Annotated in this window: 21 protein-coding genes; 2 read left to right on the top strand and 19 right to left on the bottom strand. The window is 29.0% G+C overall.

Going from position 1 to position 21,311, the window contains the following annotated elements; translation table 11 throughout:
• Positions 1-50: 50 nt before the first annotated feature.
• The 8 genes from ACQZHJ_RS01245 to ACQZHJ_RS01210 all read right to left on the bottom strand — a co-directional run bounded on the left by ACQZHJ_RS01245 (position 51) and on the right by ACQZHJ_RS01210 (position 9,362).
• Positions 51-308 carry a hypothetical protein gene (locus ACQZHJ_RS01245; RefSeq protein ID WP_430483739.1) on the bottom strand — a complete coding sequence of 86 codons (258 nt, stop codon included), beginning with the start codon at positions 306-308 and terminating at the stop codon, positions 51-53.
• A 405-nt stretch (positions 309-713) separates the two neighbouring features.
• The gene (locus ACQZHJ_RS01240) at positions 714-1,169 is read right to left on the bottom strand and encodes an arginine repressor (RefSeq protein WP_430483738.1); all 456 of its coding nucleotides are present in this window, start codon (positions 1,167-1,169) and stop codon (positions 714-716) included.
• Between the two features lie 70 nt (positions 1,170-1,239).
• Positions 1,240-2,184, bottom strand: a complete 945-nt coding sequence (arcC, locus tag ACQZHJ_RS01235; protein WP_430483737.1) for a carbamate kinase — start codon at positions 2,182-2,184, stop codon at positions 1,240-1,242.
• Between the two features lie 72 nt (positions 2,185-2,256).
• Complete coding sequence (gene arcD / locus ACQZHJ_RS01230) at positions 2,257-3,690, bottom strand: arginine-ornithine antiporter (protein ID WP_430483736.1); 1,434 nt, start codon at positions 3,688-3,690, stop codon at positions 2,257-2,259.
• 142 nt (positions 3,691-3,832) lie between these two features.
• On the bottom strand, positions 3,833-4,828 hold the full coding sequence (gene argF, locus ACQZHJ_RS01225) for an ornithine carbamoyltransferase (RefSeq protein WP_430483735.1): 996 nt from the start codon (positions 4,826-4,828) through the stop codon (positions 3,833-3,835).
• A gap of 87 nt (positions 4,829-4,915) precedes the next feature.
• Positions 4,916-6,157 carry an arginine deiminase gene (gene arcA, locus ACQZHJ_RS01220; RefSeq protein WP_430483734.1) on the bottom strand — a complete coding sequence of 414 codons (1,242 nt, stop codon included), beginning with the start codon at positions 6,155-6,157 and terminating at the stop codon, positions 4,916-4,918.
• A 621-nt stretch (positions 6,158-6,778) separates the two neighbouring features.
• Entirely contained in the window at positions 6,779-8,314 is a 1,536-nt protein-coding gene (locus ACQZHJ_RS01215) for a thiol-activated cytolysin family protein (RefSeq protein WP_430483733.1), read from the bottom strand.
• Between the two features lie 496 nt (positions 8,315-8,810).
• Positions 8,811-9,362 carry an NADAR family protein gene (locus tag ACQZHJ_RS01210; RefSeq protein ID WP_430483732.1) on the bottom strand — a complete coding sequence of 184 codons (552 nt, stop codon included), beginning with the start codon at positions 9,360-9,362 and terminating at the stop codon, positions 8,811-8,813.
• Positions 9,363-9,492: 130 nt separating this feature from the next.
• On the opposite strand from ACQZHJ_RS01210, the gene mscL reads away from it, so the two are divergent.
• Positions 9,493-9,960: a large-conductance mechanosensitive channel protein MscL gene (gene mscL / locus ACQZHJ_RS01205; RefSeq protein WP_430483731.1), complete on the top strand. Its 468-nt coding sequence runs from the start codon at positions 9,493-9,495 to the stop codon at positions 9,958-9,960.
• Here the strand turns inward: mscL and ACQZHJ_RS01200 are convergent.
• The 4 genes from ACQZHJ_RS01200 to ACQZHJ_RS01185 form a co-directional block, all read right to left on the bottom strand.
• Complete coding sequence (locus ACQZHJ_RS01200; protein ID WP_430483730.1) at positions 9,950-10,093, bottom strand: hypothetical protein; 144 nt, start codon at positions 10,091-10,093, stop codon at positions 9,950-9,952. The two genes, mscL and ACQZHJ_RS01200, sit on opposite strands and share 11 nt — an antisense overlap.
• A gap of 289 nt (positions 10,094-10,382) precedes the next feature.
• The gene (locus tag ACQZHJ_RS01195) at positions 10,383-11,063 is read right to left on the bottom strand and encodes a TVP38/TMEM64 family protein (protein WP_430483729.1); all 681 of its coding nucleotides are present in this window, start codon (positions 11,061-11,063) and stop codon (positions 10,383-10,385) included.
• A gap of 324 nt (positions 11,064-11,387) precedes the next feature.
• On the bottom strand, positions 11,388-11,723 hold the full coding sequence (gene mntA / locus ACQZHJ_RS01190) for a type VII toxin-antitoxin system MntA family adenylyltransferase antitoxin (RefSeq protein ID WP_430483728.1): 336 nt from the start codon (positions 11,721-11,723) through the stop codon (positions 11,388-11,390).
• Entirely contained in the window at positions 11,713-11,859 is a 147-nt protein-coding gene (locus ACQZHJ_RS01185; RefSeq protein WP_430483727.1) for a hypothetical protein, read from the bottom strand. Before ACQZHJ_RS01185 ends, mntA begins: the two co-directional genes overlap by 11 nt.
• A gap of 290 nt (positions 11,860-12,149) precedes the next feature.
• Here ACQZHJ_RS01185 and ACQZHJ_RS01180 point away from each other — a divergent pair, with 290 nt between their 5' ends.
• Entirely contained in the window at positions 12,150-12,710 is a 561-nt protein-coding gene (locus tag ACQZHJ_RS01180; protein ID WP_430483726.1) for a class I SAM-dependent methyltransferase, read from the top strand.
• Positions 12,711-12,971: 261 nt separating this feature from the next.
• Here the strand turns inward: ACQZHJ_RS01180 and ACQZHJ_RS01175 are convergent, their stop codons facing one another.
• From ACQZHJ_RS01175 to ACQZHJ_RS01145, 7 genes are all read right to left on the bottom strand, one after another.
• Positions 12,972-14,741, bottom strand: a complete 1,770-nt coding sequence (locus tag ACQZHJ_RS01175) for a glycoside hydrolase family 3 protein (RefSeq protein WP_430483725.1) — start codon at positions 14,739-14,741, stop codon at positions 12,972-12,974.
• A gap of 67 nt (positions 14,742-14,808) precedes the next feature.
• On the bottom strand, positions 14,809-16,197 hold the full coding sequence (locus tag ACQZHJ_RS01170; RefSeq protein ID WP_430483724.1) for an MFS transporter: 1,389 nt from the start codon (positions 16,195-16,197) through the stop codon (positions 14,809-14,811).
• A 123-nt stretch (positions 16,198-16,320) separates the two neighbouring features.
• Complete coding sequence (gene uxaC, locus ACQZHJ_RS01165) at positions 16,321-17,721, bottom strand: glucuronate isomerase (protein ID WP_430483723.1); 1,401 nt, start codon at positions 17,719-17,721, stop codon at positions 16,321-16,323.
• A gap of 19 nt (positions 17,722-17,740) precedes the next feature.
• A complete protein-coding gene (gene uxuA / locus ACQZHJ_RS01160; protein ID WP_430483722.1) occupies positions 17,741-18,793 on the bottom strand; it encodes a mannonate dehydratase in 1,053 nt (350 codons plus the stop codon).
• A gap of 94 nt (positions 18,794-18,887) precedes the next feature.
• On the bottom strand, positions 18,888-19,496 hold the full coding sequence (locus tag ACQZHJ_RS01155) for a bifunctional 4-hydroxy-2-oxoglutarate aldolase/2-dehydro-3-deoxy-phosphogluconate aldolase (protein ID WP_430483721.1): 609 nt from the start codon (positions 19,494-19,496) through the stop codon (positions 18,888-18,890).
• 14 nt (positions 19,497-19,510) lie between these two features.
• A complete protein-coding gene (locus ACQZHJ_RS01150) occupies positions 19,511-20,362 on the bottom strand; it encodes an SDR family oxidoreductase (protein ID WP_430483720.1) in 852 nt (283 codons plus the stop codon).
• Positions 20,363-20,549: 187 nt separating this feature from the next.
• Complete coding sequence (locus tag ACQZHJ_RS01145) at positions 20,550-21,239, bottom strand: GntR family transcriptional regulator (protein WP_430483719.1); 690 nt, start codon at positions 21,237-21,239, stop codon at positions 20,550-20,552.
• Positions 21,240-21,311 lie beyond the last annotated feature (72 nt).

Genomic DNA, 21,311 nt, shown 5'->3' with positions numbered 1-21,311 from the left:
TACAATATTGTATAGCTTATTTTTTATATAATTATTTTAAATCTAAAGTTTCATTTGTTAGATATATATAATCTCATGAAATTATATATATCTAATAAAAAATATGTAGATTGTCCTAAAATCACTATTACGCCTAGAATCATAATTAATTTAACTCTTAATACCAATCCAAATGCAATAAATATAAGTCCCATTGTTGAAAATACTGTTCTAGAACCTAGTTCTTTTCTTGCTACTATTTTATGTTTTCCTAATTTAATTAAATCTTCATCGCCAATTACTTTAACTTCTTCTCTCTTCTTTACCATATATCCATTAAAAAAACTTGTTCCGATTATAGTTATAAAAGAAATCAGAAAAAATATGAGCATAAGTTTCAAAAGCATCCCCCTCATCACTACTATAAATCAATACCAAACTAAAAAATATCTATAATTATAATATCACTTATACTGAGTATTTTATCTAATATATTTAATTATTTTTCTGTTAGAATGCACAAAAATAATTAAATATATTAGTTAAAACAGAATACCATAACCTTTACATAAAAGGTTATGGTATTCTTTAAGGTAATTGTTTAGGATGCTCTATATAAAAATTCTATATAAAACACTTTTTAATATAAAAGCAACATTTTGGGGTAGTAATATTATAAAATTGTTTTTTGCCTCCTCATGCACTAAAAGAGGCAAGATTTAAATATAAAAATATTATAATCTTAATGATTCTAATTCTCTAAATACCTGATGTGTAAAACTAGTATTTCTACAAAGAACCAATATATGATTTTTTCTAGCAACGGTTCCTGCTATTCTATTATCTTCAAGTCCATCCAAAAACTCTCCAATCATATCTGCTCTTCCATCTAATGTATTAATAGCTATAAACTTATCTTGAGTATATATTCTTAAGATTGATCTCTTAAAAATCCCTCTATATCTTCTAATAAATTCATCTTTTCTAATAGCAACATATCTCACATCTTTATTTGGCAATGATTTTCTAACTATATTTAATTCATGTAAATCTCTTGATAAAGTTGCTTGTGCTACTCTTATTCCACGAGATTTTAACTCTATTATTAATTCATCTTGTTTACATATACACTTATTTTCTACTATGTCCAATATCGCTTGCTGTCTTAAATTTTTATCTAAATTGTTCATGGTAGTTTCTCCTTTGCTATTAAACCATCATATGCTAAAATAAATCAATTAAGTTTAACCGTATTAAAAATTACTTAATTATTCTAGTGCCAGCTTTTCCTGTAAGCGCTTCCCTAGCTTTGCTTAATGATGAGATTATTGCAATCTTATTCTCTCCACTTTGCACAAACTTCTTACAAGCCTCTACTTTAGGAAGCATACTTCCTGGTGCAAACTGACCTTCTTCTATATACTTGTCTACTATTTCTAAATTTATTTCATCTAAAGCCTTCTGATCTGGTTTATTAAAGTTTACACAAACTCTATCAACAGCAGTTAATATTAATAATGCATCTGCATCTAATATTTCAGATAACTTTTCTGCCGCAAAATCTTTATCTATAACTGCTGGAACCCCTGTAAGTCTATCTCCTTCTTGTATTACAGGTATTCCACCACCACCGCAAGCGATTACAACAAAGCCATTATCAACCATAGTTTTTATAGCTTCTTTCTCTACTATATCTACAGGTTTTGGTGAAGCAACTACTCTTCTATATCCTCTACCAGCATCTTCTTTCATTGTATATCCATTTTCTCTTTCTAATTTCTCTGCTTCCTCTTTTGAATAAAATGATCCTATTGGCTTAGTTGGATTTTTAAATCCTGGATCATTTTTATCAACAATTACTTGAGTTGTTATTGTATCCACAGATTTTTCTATTCCTCTTTTTAAAAGTTCTTCTCTTATTGTATTTTGAAGATGATATCCTATATACCCCTCTGAAAATGCATCAACTACATCAAAAGGAAATAATGGATTATCATTATTAACTTTATGAGCTGCCTCAATGCTCGCTAAAATTTGTCCTACTTGAGGCCCATTCCCATGAACTATTGAAACTTCATGTCCATCCTCTATTAAATCAGCTACTGAAATTGCTGTTTTTCTACAAGTTTGTAATTGACCCTCCGCACTTTTATCCTTTGAATCCTTTTGTAGTGCGTTTCCACCTAATGCTAAAACAATCTTCATTGTTTACTCCTCCTTCATTCATCTCAATATAATCCTTTTATTAACCTTTTATATATTCTCTCTATTTATTTCTTATATAGTTATAGTTCCATTTACAAGCATTACTATAGCTATTATTGCTATAACAAGTACTGCTATGGCTAATATCTTTTCTACTCCAACAAATACTTTTTCTTCCTTATTCTTTTGTTTTTTACCAATGTAGAAGAATATTATTCCAACTGCATATAATATGAAACATAATAATAAATATTTAATTCCTGCAGCATAACAAAGCCATATAGCATAAATTGTTGATATCCAACCAAAAATTTTATCTTTAGTTCTACCATTAGGATCCTTATCATAAGTTTCTCCTGTTATAGCTAATTTAAGTCCATACATAGCACTTAGAAGATAAGGAACTAAAATTGCTGTACTAGCTACTGAATACAAGGCTTGATATGTACTACTAGCAACCAAAGTTAATATCAAAAATATCTGAACTAACATGTTTGTAATTATTAATGAACCGCTTGGTGTTCCTTTTTTATTTAATTTACCAAAAATCTTAGGTAATACTCCGTCTTGAGCTGCTACGTAAGGTATCTCAGCCGCAAGCAATGCCCATCCAAGAAGTGATCCAAATAATGAAATTATTAACCCTAAATTTATAAGAACTGCACCCCATTTTCCAACAGCAAATTCTAATACATATGCCATTGAAGGATTTTCAAGACCTGAAAGATTTACTCTATCCATAACACCAAGAGACATCAATGTTATTAACATGTAAATTATAAGTGTACCAATAAGACCTAATACAGTTGCCTTTCCTACATCGCTTTGCTTTTTAGCTCTACCTGAAACAACTACAGCACCTTCAATACCTATAAAGCACCATAATGTTACTAGCATTGTACTTTTTACTTGTGATACAATTCCACCTAAATCAGTTGAGCCCCAAAATTGGAAAGTAAATTTATGAAAGTTAAACATAAATAAAGCAATAACAATAAATAAGCAAATAGGAACTAACTTAGCTATAGTAGTTACAAGATTTATAAGTGCGGCACCGCTTACACCATTTAAAATCAAAGCTGTAAACGCCCATAATAATATGGAAGCTCCAATAATTGATGCTACATTGTTTCCTTCTCCAAAGACTGGGAAAAAGTACCCTAAAGCTCCAAATAAAAGTACTGAATAAGATACATTACCTATCCACGCGCTTAACCAATATCCCCAAGCAGAGTTAAATCCTATATACTCTCCAAATCCAGCCTTAGCATAACTATAAACTCCACCGGTTAATTCTGGCTTTCTATTAGCTAGTGATTGGTATACAAAAGCTAAAGATATCATTCCTATACCAGTTATAATCCATCCTATTATAATTGCACCTGTTCCAGCTCCTCTTGCCATATCTGATGGAAGATTAAACGCTCCCCCTCCAATCATAGATCCAACTATTAATGCTGCTAACTGAGCAAACCCTAATTTCTTTGGTTCATTTTGTTCTGCCATATATATTCACCCACCTTTACCTATTTTAAAAATAATAGGGCAGCATTTATAATACAATGAAAGGAAAATTCGATTATTGAATTATAAATGCTATGCATTTTCCTTAGATGATATTATAAATACAGCCCATTAAGAAAATTTATTATCTTCCAGCAGTAGCTACCATAACTGCTTTAATTGTATGCATTCTATTTTCAGCTTCATCAAACACAACTGAATTTTTACTTCTGAATACTTCATCTTCAACTTCTCTTATATCAAGTCCTAATCTATCTATCATATCCCTGCATACTACTGTATCTTCATCATGGAATGATGGTAAACAATGCATAAATAAAGTATTTTTATTTCCTGTTTTATTCATCATTTCTTTAGTTACTTTGTATGGAGTTAATAATTTAACTCTTTCTGGATATAAACTTTCATCTTCTCCCATAGATACCCATATATCAGTGTATATAACATCAGCATCTTTAACTGCTTCATCAACATCTGAACAGAATTCTATAATTGCTCCAGTTTGTTTTGAATATTCTTGCATTTCTTTAAGAATATCTTCATCTGGTTTTAAACTTTCTGGTCCAAGAGCTACAAAGTGCATTCCCATCTTAGCTGCACCATACATTAATGCATAACTCATATTATTTCTTGTATCACCAGTAAACACTAATTTTATTTCACTTAATGGTTTATGTGCATGTTCCTCTATTGTTAAGAAATCAGCTAATATTTGAGTTGGGTGATCTGCATCAGTTAATCCATTCCATACTGGAACTCCTGCATGTTTAGCTAATTCTTCAACTGTTGATTGCTTAAATCCTCTGAATTCAATACCATCATACATTCTTCCAAGAACTTTTGCTGTATCTTCTATTGATTCTTTTTTACCCATTTGTGAGTTAGTTAAGAATGTTACATGAGCACCTTCCTCAGCAGCTCCACATTCAAAAGCACATCTTGTTCTAGTTGAAGTTTTTTCAAATAATAAAACTACGTTTTTACCTCTTAAGCTATCTCCTAATATTCCTGCTCTTTTCTTAGCTTTTAAATCATGAGAAAGATCTAATAAATATCTAATTTCTGCTGGTGTAAAATCCTTTAATGTTAAGAAACTTCTTCCTTTTAAGTTAACTGCCATTTTTAATTCCTCCCAATATCAACTTTTCGCTCTATACAAAAAGTAATTTATTTATTTTTAAATTCTCTCTTATTCTCAAAATATAAATTATAAATTCTCTCTTACTAGTGGCATTGACATACATCTTGGGCCACCTCTACCTCTTGATAGCTCTGATGAAGGGATAACATGTAATTTAATACCCTCTTTTTCTAATATTGCATTTGTTATATAGTTTCTTGAATAAACTACAACTTCTCCTGGCGCAATAGCAAGTGTATTAGAACCGTCATTCCATTGTTCTCTAGCAGCTGCTATTTCATCTCCGCCACCACATTTTATTAATTTAATATCTCTATCTAAATATTTTTTTAATATATTTTCTAAAGTATCTAATTCCTCTGTTACTAATAATTCACCATCATTTTCAGGATCTTTAGTTAGTGCAAAAACTTCTAATGGTCCAACTATACCTGGATGAACTGTAAACTTATCATAATCAACTTGAGTAAATACTGTATCTAAATGCATAAATGCTCTTGTTGCAGGTATTTTAAATGCTAATACAGTTTTAAAAGTTGTATCTGGATAGTAAAGTAATCTCTTTGCTAATTTATCAACTGAAGCTGAATCAGTTCTTTGAGAAATACCAACTGCTAGTACATCTTTTGAAAGTATTAATTCATCTCCACCTTCTATAGAAGTTTTTTCATCTCTATTAAACCAGAATGGTATATCCTTATCTTCAAATCTTGGATGATATCTAAATATATATTTAGCAAATATTGTTTCTCTGTTTCTTGTATCTGTTCTCATATGATTTAATGTTATACCATGTCCAATTGTTGCAAATGGGTCTCTTGTAAAATATAAGTTTGGCATTGGATCACAAACAAATGGATATTCATTATTAACTTGATCATATAATGATTCTCTATGATAATCCTTAAGTTCTTCTTTTCTAACCCCAGCCATCATTTTATCAACCATACATTTATTATCATTAAATGAATTAAAATATTCTGTTAAAGCTTCTTTTAAGTGTTCACTCTTAACTCCAGCTTCATCAATAAATTCACTTATAAATTCTTGTTTAACCTCTTCATTATTATCGATTGCTTCAGCAGCAAGAACTTCTAAATAAAGTACTTCTACTCCAGCATCTCTTAAAGTTTGTGCAAAAGCGTCATGTTCTTCTCTTGCAACCTTTAAAAACGGAATGTCATCAAATAATAATCTATCTAGTAGATCTGGTGTTAAATTCTCAATTTCTTCCCCAGGTCTATGTAATAGAACTGTTTTTAATCTTCCAATTTCAGAAGTAACGTTTAATCCTCTGTTGTCTCTCATAATATACCCTTCCTCCTTTTATACATTTCGCTTTGTGAAGCTCTTTCCTCTCCACAACTATGTTATACACCCATTTTTAAACGATTACAATTACATTTATTGGAAATTTATGCATATAATAATTAATTTTTATTCACCTATAAAAAATATTAATAAACCGATTAATCAATCAATTTTTGTAAATTCAATATTTCATAACAATATTTTTTTCGATAAAATTAATGAATATACTATGCATATTCTATGAATATTTTTCTCAAAAAATTTCTCATTTTTTTACTTTAAAGTATAAATTCACATGTAAATCAACCTATTTTTCTAAAAATTCATATTAAAAGAAGGTAAGTTAAAACTTACCTTCTTTTAATATGGATTTTATATACTTTTACCTTTCTCTCTTAACTTTCTTAATATTCTAAAAGTAAATTTATCAGTATACTCTTCATTATTAACTATAATCTCATAGGCTTCCATTAAAGAATAAAAATATCCCATAATATATACTCCAATAGAAATCATAAGAGCACATATACAGTTATAAAGTTCTCTATTACTTGAAAAATCAAATCCTATTTCAAATAATCCTATATAACTTACTGATACAAATCCTTGTATATATCTTTAAGTGTAACTAACACTACTTCTTGGGTATAGTGTGGTTCCCCATATTGAAACCTCTATATTATTTGTTAATGGAACATTATACTCATCTATTATAGTTCTCCACCATTCCCAAGCAAGGCCTGTACATTCTCTAGCCTTAACTCTTATATTTCTAACATTTGCTTCTAATGGTATAACTGTAGAGTAATGAGCTGTTTTATCTTGATAGTTTCCATCCCAAGTTCTATGAGTTAATACTTCATTCCCTTTTTCATCATAAGAAACTTCATCCCAAGATACTTCAAATTGAGCAACATAAGCTCCACTATGATCTAGAGTTAATTTTCCTTTAGAATATTCAGTAGAAGTTGTTTCTATATAATCTGTTTTATTATGAACAGCAGCTATTGAATTATCTTTTAAGAAAACACTAGTATAAGAAATTGGGTAAGCTGGATTCTTAGCACTAAATGTTGCATTATCTCTAATTACATTTCTTATTTCATCAAAATCTTTAGTTACTATCTTGTTATGCTCTTGAGCATCTCCACCTAAAACCACAGCTGTATAATTACTATTTTCATAAATATCTTTGTATTGATTATTACTACTTACACTATTTCCTTTGATAAGAGCTTTAAATGCAGCTTGTACATCTTTACTGTTTGATGATGTTTCTAACTTAACATAAATAGTTCTACCATAAGCTACATTTGAAACCATAAGTGGTGGTGCATCATTACTTACACCTTTTCTACTTAACTCATCAAAAGTAACACTTTCATCAAAAACATCTGATGGGTTATTTGGTAATTCAGCACTTACTGTGTAGAATATTTGTTTATAAGCTAAAATCATAACTTTTTTCTCATTATTTACTATAGCATTAAAATCTATTCCTAATGAATTTTGAAGTGTCTTAACATTAACATTAAGAGCACTAGCTATTTGTGATTTGCTATAAACCATGGATTCTGAATATTGAGTTCTTGCTGGTAAAGTATGTGTTCCTGAATTTTCATTTATCCATTTTGATACTAAACTATCAACAGCTCCTGATACATTCCCATAAGTAGGGTTGTCTACTTTCACAGTATTCTCATTCTTTAATCCTGGTAAATCTATACTAATATTTATAGGTTTTCTTTTACAAGTTACAAGTGTTGGTCTATTTTCAACAAAAGCATCATCTGCAAGTTGTAATGCTCCTGGATATGTACGATCATTTACAGAATCAACTATTGAAATATCTATTGGTGCTGTAGTTAGTGATTTTTTCTTACGCTCTACAACAACAAATTTATTTCCTGCTTTCTTTCCCTCTTTTGGAACAAAACTCTGAACAGTATCACCATTTACAGCTAAAACTTCATTTCTGTTGTAATTTAAATTTGATATTCCCCAATCAATACTTTGCTCATTATTGCTAGTATTAATTGGTGTAGCAAATGTAACTACTGGTTGAGCAAATAAACTTAAAGCAATAGCCATACTTGCCATAACCTTTGTCTTTCTTAGAGAGTTTTTTTGTTTTAATTCATTAAATTTTTTCATAATATAAGCCCCCTTTTTTTATAACATTATTACTTAGATAAAGACTAAATAAATTTGTTATAAACTTATCTGATTGTAACGTATTTATTAAGTGATTAATTTAACCCTAAACAAGTTAGTATACTTACTATAAACGAAAGTTTAACGTAGCTTTCAAAAAATCAATAATTTTCTACTTATTATTTTCTAGAAATTAATCAATTAATAATTGATATCAATATATCAGACAAGCCCTTGTATTTCAATGCCCTTTGCACAACTGGTCATTTAACGTGAATAACTGGATTCTCAATTATAACATTAAATCCATAACTAGAAATTAAAGGTATATTATATTCATAAATATTGGTATAAACAACTTCTATAATATTCTTTTAGACAAAATAATAATATAAAAAAGCTATATCAAAATATTTAACAACACTATTTTGATATAGCTTCTCTACATAATATTATAACCATCAAACTAATGTCTTATTAATAAATAAACTTTAATTTACTCTTCTTTCAATAAATCTCTAACTTCCATCAAAGCAAACCCTAAAAGATTTTCACCTTTCCACTCTTTAGGATTGTTTATACATTCTTCACTAGCACTCAATCCAACTCCCCATATGCAGTCATATGGACTTGCTTCAACAATTATTTTCTCTTCTGTACCCAATAAAAATTTCTTAAGCTCTTCACTTTGAGAAAACTTAGCTAAGTTCCCTTTCTTAACTATGTTGTATTTCTCCTTATTCCAAAGCTCCTCCTCAAAATTTCTTATTTTTCTTCCTAAAGCTTTTATCTCTGATTGATCATTAGCATTTAATATCTGCTCTAAAGTTTCATAGTCTTTAAATAACCTAGCCTTTTCAGCCATCATATATTTTTCTGCACAATTGTATAAAACTTCATTAACAATGAAATCTGAAAGATACCATTGGCTAAAGCAAGCTTTAGTTATCTTACCTTTTTTATTTTTCGTGTGACCCCAAAAGAATATAAACTCTAAATTTTGTTCTAATTCAAATTTCTCACAAATCTTTTCTACCGAATACCTCATAAAACTTCTCTCCCCTTACTTATTAATAACTAAATACTAATATTAATTAAGTTTATTGTAAATACTACACAAGATAACGTTCACTTATACAAAAATTTTAGTTGTATATAATTTAAAAGGAGTGTGAAATATGTGGAAAGAGTTTAAAGAATTTGCCATGAAAGGCAATGTTGTAGACATGGCTGTGGGTGTTGTTGTTGGAGGTGCTTTTGGTAAAATTGTAACCTCATTAGTAAATGATATTATAATGCCTGTGGTTGGCTTATTAGTTGGAAATGTTGATTTTTCAAACCTATATATTAATCTAAGTGGAAAATCATATCCTTCATTGCAAGTAGCTCAAGCTGCTGGTGCTGTAACTATAAACTATGGTCTATTTTTAAATAATCTACTGAACTTTTTAATAATAGCATTTTCAATATTTTTAGTAATACGTCAAATTAATAAACTTAGGAATTTTGCAGGAAATAAAGAAAAGCAAGAAGTTAAAGCTACTGAAAAAGAATGTCCTTACTGCTTTAGCAAAATAAATATAGAAGCTACAAGATGTCCTAATTGTACATCAATATTAAATGAAAATAAAAAAACTAAATCCTAAAAATATTATTTTTTAATAAATCTATATTTTCTCTTGGATGCATATTTATTTTCTCAAACATTTTATTTGTTTCATTAAATTCCTCATCATTTAATGTTCCTGGAGTATTCTTTAAGACTAATTTTTCACTCATTATTATAGGAATAATAGTTGTTTCTGTTTTACCTGCAATAATATGCGTTGTTAAAGCTAAATTTTCAGCTAAATCAGTAGCTTAATAATATTGAAAGAAAAACTTTATAATATTAACTTTTTACTAAATTAAATAAGTTTACTAAGTTATTTGAAATATTATCATAATAAAAAATAGCATCTTCTTAAGATTTAATCTTAAGAAGATGCTATTTTTTATAAAATTGGCGTTGCTTTAAAATTTATATAATTCTTGAAAAACATATACTTATTAAAACAAAGCTATAAAATTAAATTTTTTCTACGTATTTATATATATCTTTTCTGAATATAACACCCAATCCACAGGCTATTAAAGCAATAATACTGACTATAATAACAATAGCCATATTACCTTGGGCTAAATTTGCTCCCACAAGTGATGATGCTGTTAAAGCAGGTATTCTTCCTATCATTGAAAATATTATAAAATGTTTTAATGTTATGTTACTTAATGCACAAACCATAATAAGTGAATCCTTTGGTGCACCAGGTACGAAGAATAGAATAACTAATATTAATTTAAATTTAGGACTGTTTAATATTTTTTCTAACCTATCAAACATATCCTTAGGCACAAATCTTTGAACTAATTTTTTCCCGAATTTTTGACATATGTAAAATAAGACTGCTGATCCAACAGCTATTCCAAAGAATGAAAGTAAAGTTCCTCCTATTGTCCCAAAAAGATATCCACCTGCTGCTTGAATAACCTCTCCTGGAATAAAGAATATAACAACTTGAACAACTTGAAATAAAAAGAAAATTACAGCTGACCAAGCTCCAAATCTTTGAAAGTAGCTCCTTACAACCTCTCCATTAGTTATTGCTTTATAAAAAATCATAACATATTCACGCGTTAAATAAAGAGTTATTCCACTAAATATTAAAATCAATAAACCTAAAATTATAAATATTTTTTTCTTATTCATAAGTTAACCCTCTTATTTTCTTAGTAGTTTATAGCTTATAAACTTAGTTTATCTTATTATTTTTTTCTAATACTTTATATAAACAAAATTTTATGTTTACTTTTTATATTGAAAATTCAACCATTTTATAAGCCTTAATACAATTTTATCTCTTATGAATTCTAATATTATTAAGTTTGAATTACATTTTCCTTAAAATTTAACTCAAAATAAATAAGCTAATACTCTAAAAAACAAAGAATATTAGCTTTAGTTACCTTAAGTAACTTTACTCTATATTTCATATCCAATTTCTCTTTGCATCTTTAACCAAAAAGGATAATCTTATTTATACCATTTATCTAATTCATTTAGGAAGTTCTTTACTAGTTCAGTTTCTTTGAATACAAGTCTCTTATTTCTACTTATAACTTGTAATTGTATTGGCTTTTCCAAGTCTTCAAGCTTTACCAAGTCTATTTCTCTTGAAAGCGCTTCTTCTAATACTGACTCCATATAAAGTGTATCCTCTAATGAAATTTCACCCAAAATAGCTATATCTATATCTGAAGACTCCTGAAATCTTTTAGTTAAAAAGCTTCCGAAAATATATACTGCATCTATATCTTTTCTATCAAGTATTCTTATAATTTCTTTTTTTATCTCATCATTACTCATCATATAAAGATAACAGATCCCTTCTATTATTTTTAACCAATTCTGAAAGTCTATCTCCCATAAATTTATTAAACTCATCTAATATTTCTGTAAAATTATTATATATCCTTTGTAATCTCATAGAGTTAATTCTCATCATAAAATATCACTCCAACTCTCATTTCTTTTAATAATTATATCATAATCAATATCATCTTATACTTCAATTTCAATCTTTATTATATCCAATAACTTACTAAACTTAAAACGACTTATCAAAACTTATATACGCTACGCCTATAAGTTTTTAACTTATTTTCATTTATATAGATTAACTCCATACTTTTTACTTTAAAATAACATAAACTAATATCATTAATTATAAAATAAATTTGAAAGGTAAAAAATGAGATGTTTAATAATATAAAAGCTATAATTTTCAATACTTTTATGACCCCATTTGAGGCGTTTTTTCTTAAGAAAAGAAGAAAAAATTTAATTTCACAAGCTAAAGGAAATATATTAGAAGTTGCTGCTGGAACAGGTGTAAACCTTGATTATTACAATATAGACAATATAGATTCACTTACACTATTAGACTTGGAGTTTAATAAATTCATAAAAAATAAAGATCTGAATAAATCTATAAAAATAAATTATATTGAAGGTAATATGGAAAGTATGCCTTTTGAGGATAATCACTTTGACTGCATAGTATCTACTTTATCTTTATGCTCTGTAGATAATCCTAAAAAAGCATTAAGTGAATTCAAAAGAGTTTTAAAACCCAAAGGGAAGTTTATAAGTATTGAACATATAATTCCACCTAACTCTAAAAAATATCAAAATATAGCCAATAGATTTAATAGTACTTGGCATAAGATTGGTAAGTGCAACATAAATAGAGAAACTTTTAAGACCATAAAAGAATGTGGCTTCAAAGAATTGCATTCTGAATTATTTGGCAAAGAATGCTTTATATTTATATTAGGAATTTACATCAATGAATAAGCCTCTTTTAAGCTTATTTTCACTTATCTAAAGATATTTCTTTAATTTCTGTCAGACTTTAATAAATAATGTCAGACTTTTAAAAAGTCTGACATAGCCTCAAGCCCTTGGTATCACTTGCTTTTATCAGACTTTGCTCAAAATGTCGAACTTTTTCATATTTCTATCAATAATAGCAGAAAAGCATTTTCTTATTGTTTAAGAAAATGCTTTTTTATTGGTTCTTTATCTATAATATTTTAAGTGTTTAAACTTATTATATTAGTATCTAGTATCTTCAAGTCCACAGAAAGCATCTACTGAGCTAATCCCTTTAAATTCTGAGCGCCCAACCATTTTATCAACTAAAGATTTGATATTAAACTCTTTAGAATCATAGGCATTTATATAAGTTTTAACTTGTGGAACATCAGCTAAATGGAATGGACATTGTAAAGATATAAAGATAGTCGGTATTTCATTAACATAGAATGGAATATCTGGTGTACCTTTACTTGGTGGCCATTGAAGACGTTGATCAACACTTGCTCCCACGTCAGCTAAGTTTATAATTAAATCATATTTTGAAGTTAATTCAGCTATTGGACGCTTACTAGCATAAACATTTCCAAGAGCTGCCCCTAGTTCTTCTTTTGGTAATTTCATAAGCTTATCTATTGGTGATTCATATACTTCTACTTGGAATCCTTCTTGTTCTAATAATTCTTTCATTATATCTATAGGTCCCTTTTGTGCTCCTTGCATAAGAGCTATGAATTTACCAAATCCACCATCGAAACCCTTGACATTTACAAGTAATACCTTCTTAGTCTTATCTGGTGAAATTGGAAATATTTCTTGATTATTTTTAACTAAAGTTATTCCCTTATCAGCTACTTCTAAAGCTATTTTTTTATTCTCTTCTAAACCAATCTTATTCAGAGCTTCTTCTTTTGGTTGTAATATTTCAGTCTTAGCTTTCTTATGAAGTCCTAAAGATGCCTTTAAACCTAATATTCTAGTTAATGCATCATGAAGTCTTTCTTCAGTTATAACTCCATTCTTATATCCTTCCATCATCCATTGAAAATCTTCATCTGGATCATTGAAGAATAAGAATAAATCACTACCTGCAGCAATTGCAGTTGGTAACATATCTTTACGCTTCATAGCTGAAGTCATAGCAACCATGTGAGACGCATCAGTTACAACCAATCCATTGAATCCCATTTGACCTTTTAATAAATCTGTTAATACATATTTACTTAAAGTTGCAGGCATATTCATTTCTTGAATTGTAGCCTCTGGATTAAAATGTTTTACGTATTCTGGTAAAGCAATATGCCCAGCCATTATTGATGGAAGACCTGCTTCAATTAATCCAGAGTATACTTTTCCGAAAGTAGCATTCCACTCTTCAACTGATAAAGTATTTGGAGCAAATGATAAATGCTGATCTCTCTCATCTATACCATCCCCTGGAAAATGCTTAGCAGCTGGTAAAATTCCAGATTCCATTATACCTCTCATATATTCTAAAGATAACTCTAAAGTTTGATCAGCATCTGCAGACCAAGTTCTCGTAGATATTATTGGATTTCTCCAGTTTCTGTTTATATCAACAATTGGAGCAAAACTCCAATTACATCCTATAGCAGATGCTTCAACACCTGATATTCTTCCCAACTCATAAGCATAGTGTGGATCTTGAGTAGCAGCAATTTTAACCTCATTACCAACATATGTTCCATCTGTACAAGCTCCATTTCCACCCATCTCTGTATTAGCTGCTATTAATAGTGGAATTTTAGAATTCTCTTGTAATACTCTATTTTGTTCATATACTTCTTCAGCCTTACCTGGGTTGTAACGAACAGCTCCAATATGATAATTATCTAAAACACCTTTTAAATATTCTTCATCACGACTTGATCCCATATTTACAAATAATTGTCCTATTTTTTCTTCTATAGACATATTTTCTATTGTATCTTCTACCCATTTTACCGCTTCTTCATCTAAATTATACGGCTTCACTCTTAAATTTATCATTTTACTCTCTCCCTATATTTTAAACTGTCTAATTATTCATATACTTATTAGATATTTTAAAATTTTATTATGATGCTCTTCTCGCTTCTAATTCTTGATTCATTTCATTTACTTTATTCTTAGAAAGATTATATACAAATATTAACACTATTGTAGTTAATATAAATCCTCCAGCAGCCATTCCTATTCCTATATTTTTAATACCAACACCAATACTTTCCGCTTGTACTGTAGCTCCTGATTGATATCCTAATAAAGATAAGGCAAATCCACCCATACCACCAGATATAACTTGACCTAACTTTCTAGCTAATGAATATGAAGAATAAACTGTACCTTCGTTTCTTTCACCTGTAGTGTACTCTTGATAATCAATAACATCTGAAACTAATGCCCAAATTATTGTGTTTACTAATCCTGATCCTAGTCCTGCTAAGAATGATAATACAAGAAATATCATTACTGATAAATTAGGTATTAATAACATTACTGTATACATACAAGCTGCAAAAGCTGATCCTAATATTGCTGACTCTTTCTTACCTAACTTTCTAACTATTGATCCAGCAAATGGTATAACAATTATAGATGCTACCATACCAATCATCCCACCAAAAGCAGTAAGACCAGGCGCTTTAAAGTAATCCTTAAATATATATACATTTAAACTACTTAATGCTAATGAACCACCTAACATTAAAAATGAAGCTATTGCAACCCCTAAAAAAGCTCTATTCTTAAATAATAATGCAATTGTTTGTCCAATACTTTTTTTGTTATTATTTACTTTATGAACTATTCTTTCTCTAGTTAATCTAAAGTTAAAGAAAAATGACACAGTTGAAATAATTGCTAATATTACAGCACAAGTTACAAATCCTTCTGCTGTAACTTCACCTTGTGCATTAAAGATTATCTTAGGAACTAATATCATTACTAAAACATTAGCCAACATAGATCCAAGATTTCTAAAAGTTGATAACGCAGTTCTTTCATCAGAATCATTAGTCATTACTGAAGCTAATGATCCATAAGGTATATTAACAGCAGTGTATAACATACCATATAAAATATATGTTACATATGCGTATGGTAATTTCATATTATCTGGTAATCCTGGTATTGCTGTAAAAGCTAATATTCCAACAATAACCATTGGCACCCCAAATCTAACAACATAAGGTCTAAACTTACCATGTCTAGTAGCTTCTGCCTTATCTAAAAGTACTCCCATTATAGGATCATTAATGGCATCCCAAAATCTAGCTACTATAAATAGTGTACCAACTGCTGCTGCACTAATTCCTAACACATCTGTGTAAAATACCATTAAATAACTACTTACAAAAGCAAAGAATGTTGCACATCCAAAATCTCCAAATGCATATCCAATCTTATCCCCTATATTAAACGTTTTCACCTGTTCTTCTTTTTTACTTATTAAATCAAGAACCATTATATTTCCCCTCCAGCAATCATAAATTCTCACCAATGAATAAATTTACTCAAAAATCTTTATATATCTTATATAGAATGGAAATTTAAATTAAATAATATTTCCATCCTATATTATCAATTATTATCTTTCAAAATATTTAACTGAATTTTTATAACAAATATTTTGAACAATTTCACCTAGTATTTCTTCGTCATAAGGGTACTGCCCTGACTCAACTACATTACCTAAGTAATTACATAATATTCTTCTAAAATACTCATGTCTTGTATAAGATAAAAAGCTTCTTGAATCAGTTACCATACCTACAAATTGACTTATAAGCCCAAGTTGTGATAATGCCATCATTTGTCTTTCCATTCCGTCCTTTTGGTCATTAAACCACCATCCTGATCCAAATTGAATCTTTCCACCTATACTTCCACCTTGGAAATTACCAATCATTGTTCCAATTACTTCGTTATCTTTAGGATTTAAACAGTATAAAATTGTTTTTGGAAGTTTGTCTTCCTTATCTAACTCATCTAATATTCTTGAAAGTGAATATGCTATTTCCCCATCATCAATACTATCAAATCCTGAATCTGCACCAACTTTATTAAACATTCTTGTATTATTATTTCTTAATGCACCTATATGCAATTGCATTACCATTTTTCTTTCAGCATACATTTTCCCAAGTGATATTAATAAAGCTACTGAATATTTTGATGCTTCTTCATTAGTTATGTTTTCTCCATTTAATGCTTTAATAAATATTTCATTAATTTCTTCATATAAAAATGTATAAAATTTAACCCTCTCTAAACTATGGTCTGTAATCATACATCCATTTTCATAAAAGTAATCTATTCTTATTTCTAATGCTTTCTTTAAATCATCAAAAGATTTAATTTCAATATTACTAACTTCAGATAACTTACCTATATACTCTTTAAATCCTTTATTTTGTATCTTCATTGCTTTTTCAGGCCTAAAACTTGGATTAACAGAACACTTAAAATTACTATCTTCTTTTACTTGTTTATGATACCTTAAATCATCTATAGGATCATCAGTAGTTCCAATATAAACTACATCAGCCATTTCAATTAATTTCTTTGCAGTCAAATTATTATTTTCTATTGCTTTATTACATTTTTCCCATATAATATGAGCTGTTTTTTCACTTAAAGTTTCATCTACTCCAAAGAATCTTTTAAGCTCCAAATGAGACCAATGATAAATAGGATTTCCAATTAAATATGGCATCATTTTTGCAAACTGATAAAATTTATCGTAATCACTTGCATTTCCTGTTATATATTTTTCATCTATACCAAAGCTTCTCATAGCCCTCCACTTATAGTGATCATGGTATAGCCACATTTCAGTTAAATTTTTAAACTTATGATTTGTGGCTATTTCCATAGGCACTAGGTGACAGTGATAATCAAACACCGGCATCTTTGAAGCATAATTATGGTATAAAATCTTTGCTACTTCATTTTCTAGTAAAAAGTCTTTATCCATAAAGTTCTTCATTTCATTATCCCCTTACAAATTAATTTTTCTTATTCTTTTTAATTGCCTCAATTAATCCATTTATATAAACTGCACCTAAAGCTCTATCATATAAACCATATCCTGGTCTACCTGTTTCTCCCCAGATCATTCTTCCATGATCTGGTCTGTATGGACCTGCAAAGTCATAATCACAGTATGCTTTTACTATTTCATAGAAATCTAATGACCCAGCTTCTGATAAATGTGCAACTTCGTTAAAACTACTATCTCCAGTTATCTTAACATTTCTAAGATGAGCAAAGTGTATTCTATTTCTTTCCTTACCGAAATAGTTAATCATTTTAACCATGTCATTTACCTTTGTACACCCTAAAGAGCCTGTACATAAAGTTACTCCATGATATGGACTATCATATAAATCTATAAATCTTTTTAAATTATCAAAATTAGTTATTATTCTTGGTAATCCAAATATTCCCCATGGTGGATCATCCGGATGTATTGCCATTTTCATTCTTACTTCGTCGGCAACCTTCATTACTCTTTGTATAAAGTAATTTAAGTTACTCCATAACATTTCCTCATCTATATCTTTATATTGTTCTAATAAACCTTTAAGTCCACCTTCTCCATAAGATGTATCCCATCCTGGTAATTCTAATTCTCCTAAAGCTGGATCCATCCTTTCAACTTGTTTTTCATCATAAATTAAACATGTTGATCCGTCTTCTAATTTATAATTTAAATCAGATCTTGTCCAATCAAATACTGGCATAAAGTTATAACATATTGTATCTACACCTGCTTCTGCTAAGTTTCTAATTGTTTCTATATAATTATCTATATATTTATCTCTTGTTGGTAAACCAAGTTTTATATCTTCATGTACTGGTACACTTTCTATTACTGAAAGTTTTAATCCGTGACTTTCTATTTCTTTTTTTAATTCTAAAATTCTTTCTAGTGGCCATACTTCTCCAACTGGAATGTCATATATAGCCGTAACTATTCCCTTCATTCCTGGTATTTGTTTGATGTATTCAATTTTAACTGGATCATCTTTACCATACCATCTGAACGTCATTTCCATGATTTTTTCCTCCCTCTAATAAATAAGACTTTATTTTTTAACCCTCTTAGCGAACCTCTGAAATACTAGTATACCAGTCCACCTAAAAAAATTTTTAACATTGAATTTTTTTAATCTTTTTCATAAAAGCTTTAGCTGTACTCTCTATATCCTCAAGTGATCCTTTAATTAATGAACTTCCAACGCCAACACAAGCAACTCCATTTTCAAACCACTCTTCAATATTATCTACCGAAACTCCACCAGTTGGCATTATTTCAACATTTGGAATAGGTGCCTTTATAGCTTTTACATATTTTGCACCAAAAGCATCTCCTGGGAATAATTTAACCATTTTATTTCCAGCATCTATGGCTTTCATTATTTCACTTACGGTCATACAACCTGGTAAATAAAGAACGTTCATTTCCTTACACACATTATTAACTTCTTCACTATATCCTGGACTTACAACATACTTTGCCCCTGCTTCAATGGCATCTGAAGCCATTTTACCATTTAAAACACTTCCTACTCCAATTAATGCTTCTTTATGTGAGCTATATTCTTTTATAAGCTCACATACATTTGGTACTGTATAAGTAAGTTCTAATGATTTAATTCCACCTCTTAAACAAGCTTCCATGTATCCCCTAGCTTCTTCATGACTTTTACCTCTAACTACAGCTACAATTCCATTTGCTTTTAATTTCTCTAAAATCATTGCTCCCTTTCCTCCTATACTCCTGAATAAGCTGAAAATGCTCCATCAACTGGAATAACTACTCCATTTACAAATCCTGATGCTTCTTCTGATACTAAGTATAATAATGTTCCTATTAGTTCATTAGCTTCTCCAAATCTTCTCATAGGTGTACTATTTAATATCTTTTCCGTTCTTGCTGTTGGTGTTCCATCTTCATTAAATAATAACTTTTGATTTTGAGCTGTTACGAAGAATCCTGGTGCTATAGCATTAACTCTTACTCCTACTTTAGACATATGTACTGCAAGCCACTGAGTAAAGTTACTTACTGCAGCCTTTGCCCCTGAATATGCAGGTATTTTAGTAAGTGGTGTAAATGCATTCATTGATGAAATATTAATGATTGTTGCACCTTTTTTATTAATCATATCTTTACTAAACTCTTGTGATGGAAGTAAAGTTCCTAAGAAATTTAAGTTAAATACAAATTCCACACCCTTTGAATCTAAATCAAAAAATGTTGTTAACTCTTCATTTTCTAAATCCTCAACTTCTAAGTATTCCTTAGTTGTAGTTCCTTTTGGATGATTTCCTCCAGCACCATTTACTAATATATCAACTGTTCCAAATTTTTCAAGAATTATTTCATGGGCCTTTTTTAAACTTTCTTTATCTAAAACATTAGTTTCAATTCCTATTGCTATACCGCCCTTTTCATTTATCTCTTTAGCTTTATTGTCACATTCTTCTTGTCCTAATGCTAAAACCGCAACTTTTGCTCCACATTCTGCAAGTGCGTCTACCATTGCTCCACATAGAATTCCTGTTCCACCTGTCACAACACAAACCTTATCTTTTAAATCAATATTAAACGGTAATTTCACTTTCCATTCCTCCTTGCAACTACTATACTTGTATACTAGCATATTAATATATGTACTACAATGGATTTTTTGAAAACATTTAAATTTTTTCTTTAATAAAAAAGTCATATAATATTAATTTAATATTATATGACCTTTAACTATACTGTGTATTTTATTTATAAACTTATTATTTCATAATATTTTTTTACTGTAACATATATTTAGATATTTCAGGCTCTTCTTTTATTAGTCTCTTCCACTGTTCAACTGGTGCTTTTATATGCTGTGATACAACTTCATCAATAATATCAATATCTTTATTTTTTATAATATCTAAATATGTTATATGTTGATCTACTAAAAACTCTTTATTTAATTTCATTTCTGCTAATAATCTCATCCTATTGTAATGAGTGCTTATATTACAAATAGATTCCCATACATTAGATTTATTTATGCCAACAAATAATAACTTATGAAATTCTTTATCTAAATTATGAAACTCTAATAAATTATTGCCCTTTTGTGCAACTAACTTTTGAGCAAATAAACATTTTTCCATTTCCATCAATATATCTTCTGAGAAATTTTCGCATGCTTCTCTTAGTGCTTCTTTTTCTAAATTATATCTAATAAAAACAGCTTCTTCTATTAAATTCCAATCTATTGGAGAAACATAGGTACCTGCTTGTGGCTTAACCTCTATTAATTTTTCAGCCTTAAGCTTTATTAATACTTCTCTTATAGGTGTTCTCGATACATTTAATTTTTTTGATAAATCAGATTCACTTAATAACTCACCAGGCTTTAGCTCTAAGCACATAATATTATCTTTTAATACTCTATAAACATAATCCTTACCAGTTTCCTTATCCAATTTTTCATAAAGAATCATCTTAAAATTCCTCCTATTAATTTATATAAAAATTAATTTCAAACTCTCCAGTCTAGTGCGCTAGTATATCAC

Origin of the sequence: Clostridium sp. B9 (genome assembly GCF_050509515.1) — a bacterium.
Taxonomy (GTDB): Bacteria; Bacillota; Clostridia; order Clostridiales; family Clostridiaceae; genus Sarcina.
This window is presented reverse-complemented; position numbering and strand designations above follow the sequence as displayed.